Raw genomic sequence first — 6,000 nt, 5'->3', positions numbered from 1 at the left:
GAACATCTTCATGGAATCGGTGAGCTGCTCCTCGCCGTCGGCGCTCAGCTTCTTGTGCATGGAATCGCGCGTCGCCGCCGAGCCGAGATGCGTCAGCCCGGTGCCGGTCAGGTGCAAATGCGCCGGATCGGGGTGGTTGATCGGCGACAGCAACCGCCCCTTCTTGTAAGCGGCCTCGAGATCGACCGTCTCGCCAAGTCCTTTGCGTTCGATCAGCGCGATGAGGCCGACGCCGGTGCGGGCGGCCTCCATCGCCAGCGAATAGACGCTGCGGGCGCCATTGATGATCCGGGTCTTGCCGCTATTGCGGGCGACGACGCGGATGGTCTCGGCGTCGTCAAGGATCTGGGAGATCAGCATGATGAATCCTCTCTCATTTGCCTTGGCAGGACTGCCAAAACGGCAGACCTTGCTCAGCGCGGCCGGGACCTCGTCCATGCCACGGTTTAAATTCTCAGTTCGGATTGCGCTCGCGGGCCTGGTCCCTCAGGGACTTCTGTTACCGGCGGGTTGCCGGCAGCGCCGCGATCGTATGCCTCCTGCTTGCCGACTAGAGCAGTTCACCGTTTCACGGAGACGGCGACCGCTCTAACTCATTGTCTTGGCGCAATTCCGGGCGGAAAACCGTTTCACACTTTTCCTGGAATTGCTCTTAAGCCCGTTCAAGCCTTGTTCTTGTTGTAGACGTCGAAGATCACGGCGCCGAGCAGCACCAGGCCTTTGACCACCTGCTGCCAGTCGACATTGACGCCCATGATCGACATGCCGTTGTTCATCACGCCCATGATGAAGCCGCCAACCACCGCACCGATGACCTGACCGACGCCGCCCATCGCCGAGGCGCCGCCGATGAAGACGGCGGCGATGACGTCGAGCTCGCTGCCGAGGCCCGCGGCCGGCACCGCCTGTCCCAGTCGCGCCGCGATGATCAGGCCGCCGAGCGCCGACAGCACGCCCATATTGATGAACACCATCAGCGTCAGCCGCTCGGTGTTGATGCCTGACAGTTGCGCGGCCTTGGCATTGCCGCCCATGGCGTAGATACGGCGGCCGATGGTCATGCGCTTGGTGACGAAGACGAACAGCGAGATCAGAACGCCCATGACGAGCAGCACTACCGGCAGGCCTCGGTAGCTGGCGAACTCATAGACCAGGAACAGTGCCAGCGCGCTTGCGACCAGCGTCTTGACGACGAACAGGGCAAAGGGCTCGGCCTCATAGCCATGGCGTTCGCGCTTGCGGCGCGTCCTCACCCCGAAATAGGCATAGGCAAGCACGGCGATCAGGCCCAGCACGATCGTCGTCATGTGCAGCGTCAGGCCGCTGCCCATGATGGTCTTGCCGGCCGCGTTCACCGTCGGCGGGATCAGCGTCAGCGGGCCGATGACATCGGGGATGAAGCCGGAGCTGAGCATTTTGAAGTCGTCCGGAAGCGGACCGACCGAGGATCCGCCGCCCAGCAGCGCCTGGCAGATGCCGCGGAAGATCAGCATGCCGGCCAGTGTCACGATGAAGCTCGGTATTCGGTGATAGGCGATCCAGTAGCCTTGCGCCGCACCGATCAGGCCGCCCACGACGAGGCAGATGATCGAAACCACCAGCGGATTGCTGAGCGGTCCAAGTTGCCAGATGACCATCATGTTTGCCGCCAGCGCGCCGATGAAGCCGGCGACCGATCCGACGCTGAGGTCGATATAGCCGGAAACGATCACCAGCAGCATGCCCAGCGCCATCACGATGATGAACGAGTTCTGCTGCACCAGGTTGCTGAGGTTGACCGGCTTGAACAGCGTTCCCGACGTGGTGAACTGGAAGAACAGCATGATGACGATCAGCGCGATGATCAGGCCGTATTCGCGCAGGTTCGTCGCCAGCGCCGAGACGGCGATGCGTGGGCGCTGCTCTTCGGCGACGTTGCCGTGCGGGGCGGGGGCGCTTTCGGTGCTCATGCTGCTTTTCCTTCTCCACGAACGATGGCGCGCATTATTTTTTCCTGGCTTGCTTCCGCCGCGGGCATTTCGCCCACGATGCGCCCTTCGTTCATGACGTAGATGCGGTCGGTGATGCCGAGCAATTCCGGCATTTCCGACGAGATGACCACGATCGCCTTACCCTCCGAGGCGAGTCGCGCGATGATCGTATAGATTTCGTACTTGGCGCCGACGTCGATGCCGCGTGTCGGCTCGTCGAGGATCAGCACGTCCGGGTCGGCGAACAGCCATTTCGACAGCACCACCTTCTGCTGGTTGCCGCCGGAAAGATTGCCGGTCAACTGATAGACGCTGGAAGCGCGGATATTGGTCTTCTTGCGATAGTCGTTGGCAACGGCGAGCTCGCGCATGTCGTCGATCACGCTGTGGCGCGAGACGCCGCCAAGATTGGCCAGTGTGATGTTGTGCTTGATATGGTCGATGAGATTGAGACCGTAAGTCTTGCGATCCTCGGTGACGTAGGCGATGCCGTGCTGGACCGCCTTGCTCACAGAGGATACGTCGACCGGCTTGCCCTTGAGCAGCACCTCGCCTGTGATGCGGCGGCCGTAGGAGCGCCCGAACAGGCTCATGGCGAATTCGGTGCGGCCGGCGCCCATCAGGCCGGCAATGCCGACCACCTCGCCCTTGCGCACATTGATGTCGATGCCCTTGATCACCTGCCGTTCGGCATGGAGCGGGTGATAGACCGACCAGTTCTTCACTTCGAACACGATTTCGCCGATCTTCGGCTCGCGCGGCGGATAGCGGTCGTCGAGTGAGCGGCCGACCATCGAAGTGATGATGCGGTCTTCCGATATGTCTTTCTTGGCCAGCGTCTCGATGGTGCGCCCGTCCCGGATCACTGTCACCTTGTCGGCGACCCGGTTGATCTCGTTGAGCTTGTGCGAGATCAGGATCGAGGTCATGCCTTGCTTCTTGAATTCGAGCAAAAGGTCGAGCAGCGCCTGGCTGTCCTTCTCGCTGAGCGACGCGGTCGGCTCGTCGAGGATCAAAAGCTTGACGTCCTTGCTCAGTGCCTTGGCGATCTCGACCAGCTGCTGCTTGCCGACGCCGATATTGGTGATCAGTGTCTTGGGGTCCTCCTTGAGGCCCACCTTCTTCAACAAAGCGGCGGTGCGCGCCTCGTTGGCATCCCAGTCGATGACGCCGTAGCGGGCGTTTTCGTTGCCGAGGAAGATGTTTTCCGCGATCGACAGCATCGGCACCAGCGCAAGCTCCTGGTGGATGATGACGATGCCCTTGTGTTCACTGTCATGGATGCCTTTGAACTGGCATTCCTGGTCTTGGAAGATGATCTGGCCGTCATAGGTGCCTGTGGGATAGACGCCCGACAGCACCTTCATCAGCGTCGACTTGCCGGCGCCGTTTTCGCCGACCACGGCATGGATCTCGCCTTCCTCGACGCTGAGATTGACGTTCGACAGCGCCTTCACGCCGGGGAACGTCTTGGTGATGTCGCGCATCTCCAAAATCGTCGGGGCCATGGGGACTACCGCTCCTTGAGAGCTCGGCAAACATTGCCGGCGAGGTCAGTGACAATACCGGGCTCGCTGGTGAACGAAAAGGGGCCCTGCGTTGCGCAGGACCCCCTGACTTTGTAACCGGGATTACTTCAGTTCGTCGGCCTTGATGTAGCCGGAGTCGACGACCAGCGCCTGGTAGTTCGACTTGTCGACCTCATGCGGCGTCAACAGGATCGAGGGAACGACCTTGACGTCGTTGTTGTAGGTCTTTTCATCGAGGCCGTCCGGCTTGCCGCCCGAGAGCACCTTGTCGACGAGTTCGACGGTGGCCTTGGCCAGTTCGCGGGTGTCCTTGAACACGGTCGAATACTGCTCGCCCGTGATGATCAGCTTGACCGAAGCGGTCTCGGCGTCCTGGCCGGTCACGATCGGCCACGGCTGAGCCTCGGTGCCGTAGCCGACGGCGCGCAGCGAGGCGGTGATGCCGCGCGACAGGCCGTCATAGGGCGAAAGAACGCCATCGACGCGGCTGCCGTCCGAATAGTTGGCCGACAGCAGGTTGTCCATGCGCGCCTGGGCGGTGGCGGCGAGCCAACGCAGCGTGCCGACCTTGTCCATGCCGGTCTGGCCGGACTTGATCTTGATCGAGCCGTCGTCGATCAGCGGCTGCAGGACGGAGATGGCGCCATTGTAGAAGAAGAAGGCGTTGTTGTCGTCGGGCGAGCCGCCGAACAGTTCGACGTTCCACGGCTTGGTGTTCGGGAAGCGCTCCTTGAGGCCCTTGACCAACGAATTCGCCTGGATCACGCCGACGCCGAAATTGTCGAAGGTGGTGTAGTAGTCGACATTGGCGGTCTTCTTGATCAGACGGTCATAGGCGACGACGACGACGCCCGCGTCAGCGGCCTTCTGCAGCGCATCCGACAGGGTGGTGCCGTCGATCGAAGCGATGATCAGCGCCTTCGGGCCTTTGGTGATTTCGTTTTCCAGCTGGCTGAGCTGGTTGGGGATGTCGTCCTGCGCGTATTGCAGGTCGACGGTGTAGCCGAGAGCCTCGAGCTGGGACTTGACGGCATCGCCGTCGTTGATCCAGCGCTGCGAGGTCTTGGTCGGCATCAGCACGCCGACAAGACCCTTGTCGGCTGCGTGCGCCGAGTAGGTCATGGCAGCGATGCCAAGGGCCGCGACGGCGGCCAGTGTCTTGATGATTTTCACTTTAACTCTCCCTGTTTGATGGACGCGGCACCCCGGGGGTCGCGGGCCGCGCAATCGTGCAGAAGCGCCAAGGCACCGCTGCCGTCATATCGATCTCCGGTATCCTCCCATGGCCCCGAGACGCTGATTCAATCGATACGATTTTTCTCGTCAGCGACCGTCACGTCTTGGAACGCGCGGAGGGTGTGGGTCTTTGCCATAACTGTCAAATGCGATCTTTGATGGTTGCTATATCATGGTTGGTATATGTATTGGGATGTGACGGGCTGACCCCAATGTCGGCCTTGCACGAGCAGAAGGCAGGGAAAGCGATGGCGCGGCCCGGGAATCCGACAACAGCTTCAAATGGTTACAGAGAAGCACCGGGCGATGGCGAAACCCTGCTGCGCAGCGGTCTCAGTCTGCGCCACATGCGCATGATCGTCGCGCTCGACGACCATGGCCGGGTCAGCGCGGCAGCCCAGGTTCTGAACATTTCGCAGCCGGCGGCCTCGCGCATGATCGCGGAGATGGAGGCGGTGCTGGAGGTCAAGCTGTGCGAGAGGCTGCCGCGCGGCATCACCTTGACGCCATACGGCAAGGCTTTGGCCAGGCGCGCGCGCTCGATCCTGCTGGAGATGCGCGAGGTCGACCGCGAGATTTCCGAGCTCAAGGCGGGCAAGGGTGGTTCGGTTTTCCTGGGTGCCGTGACCGCGCCGGCAATCGAGCTGGCGGTGCCGGCAATTCGTGAAATCCGCCGCATCTATCCGCGCATCGAGATCACCATGCAGGTCGAAACCTCCAATGTGCTGGCACGCGAGCTGATCGCCACGCGCCATGACTTCATCATCGCGCGCATCCCCGACGATCTCAATCCGCGGCTGTTCGAGTCGCGCGTCATCGGCGTCGAGAAGGCCTGCCTGATCGTGCGCCGGGGCCATCCGCTCACCAAGGGCGAGGCGGTGCGGCTGGAAGAGACCGCCGCCTATGACTGGGTCTTCCAGTCTGGCGGCTCGCCCTTGCGCCAGGCGATGGAGAGCAACTTCCTCAACCGCAACATCGCTTTGCCGGACCGTATCCTGAACACCAGTTCGCTGCTCCTGACCCTGGTCATGGTCGCGCAATCCGATGCCATCGCACCGGTCTCTGTCCAGGTGGCGAAATTCATCCAGAACCCTGACGGGCTGGCCGGCGCCATCGACGTCGTCCAGACCGAATTCGACATCGAGGTCAGGCCCTACAGCCTGATCACAGTCAGGAATCGCGCACTGTCGCCGGCCGCAAAGATGCTGCACGACTTCATTCTGAGGGAAGTGGGATGATGGCTCGCTGGGCAAGGTTGTCCGGCG

4 protein-coding genes and 1 pseudogene are annotated in these 6,000 nt (G+C 61.9%); 1 reads left to right on the top strand and 4 read right to left on the bottom strand.

What is annotated here, in order from left to right; translation table 11 throughout:
- From EN943_RS03990 to chvE, 4 genes and pseudogenes are all read right to left on the bottom strand, one after another.
- Positions 1-360 (bottom strand): annotated as a pseudogene (locus EN943_RS03990) (GguC protein); the annotation flags it as partial.
- A 302-nt stretch (positions 361-662) separates the two neighbouring features.
- Positions 663-1,949, bottom strand: a complete 1,287-nt coding sequence (gene mmsB, locus EN943_RS03985; protein WP_013533634.1) for a multiple monosaccharide ABC transporter permease — start codon at positions 1,947-1,949, stop codon at positions 663-665.
- On the bottom strand, positions 1,946-3,478 hold the full coding sequence (gene mmsA, locus EN943_RS03980; protein WP_127411594.1) for a multiple monosaccharide ABC transporter ATP-binding protein: 1,533 nt from the start codon (positions 3,476-3,478) through the stop codon (positions 1,946-1,948). Before mmsA ends, mmsB begins: the two co-directional genes overlap by 4 nt.
- A 123-nt stretch (positions 3,479-3,601) precedes the next feature.
- Positions 3,602-4,672, bottom strand: coding sequence for a multiple monosaccharide ABC transporter substrate-binding protein (gene chvE / locus EN943_RS03975; RefSeq protein WP_027038591.1), 1,071 nt, complete (start codon positions 4,670-4,672; stop codon positions 3,602-3,604).
- Positions 4,673-4,983: 311 nt separating this feature from the next.
- Between chvE and EN943_RS03970 the strand changes: the two genes are divergently transcribed.
- Positions 4,984-5,973, top strand: coding sequence for a LysR family transcriptional regulator (locus EN943_RS03970; RefSeq protein WP_127411597.1), 990 nt, complete (start codon positions 4,984-4,986; stop codon positions 5,971-5,973).
- Positions 5,974-6,000: the final 27 nt, after the last annotated feature.

It is taken from the genome of Mesorhizobium sp. M7A.F.Ca.US.006.01.1.1 (genome assembly GCF_003997935.1).
Lineage (GTDB): Bacteria > Pseudomonadota > Alphaproteobacteria > Rhizobiales > Rhizobiaceae > Mesorhizobium.
Note: the sequence above shows the minus strand (reverse complement) of the source record. Positions and strands in the feature narration are given on the sequence as shown.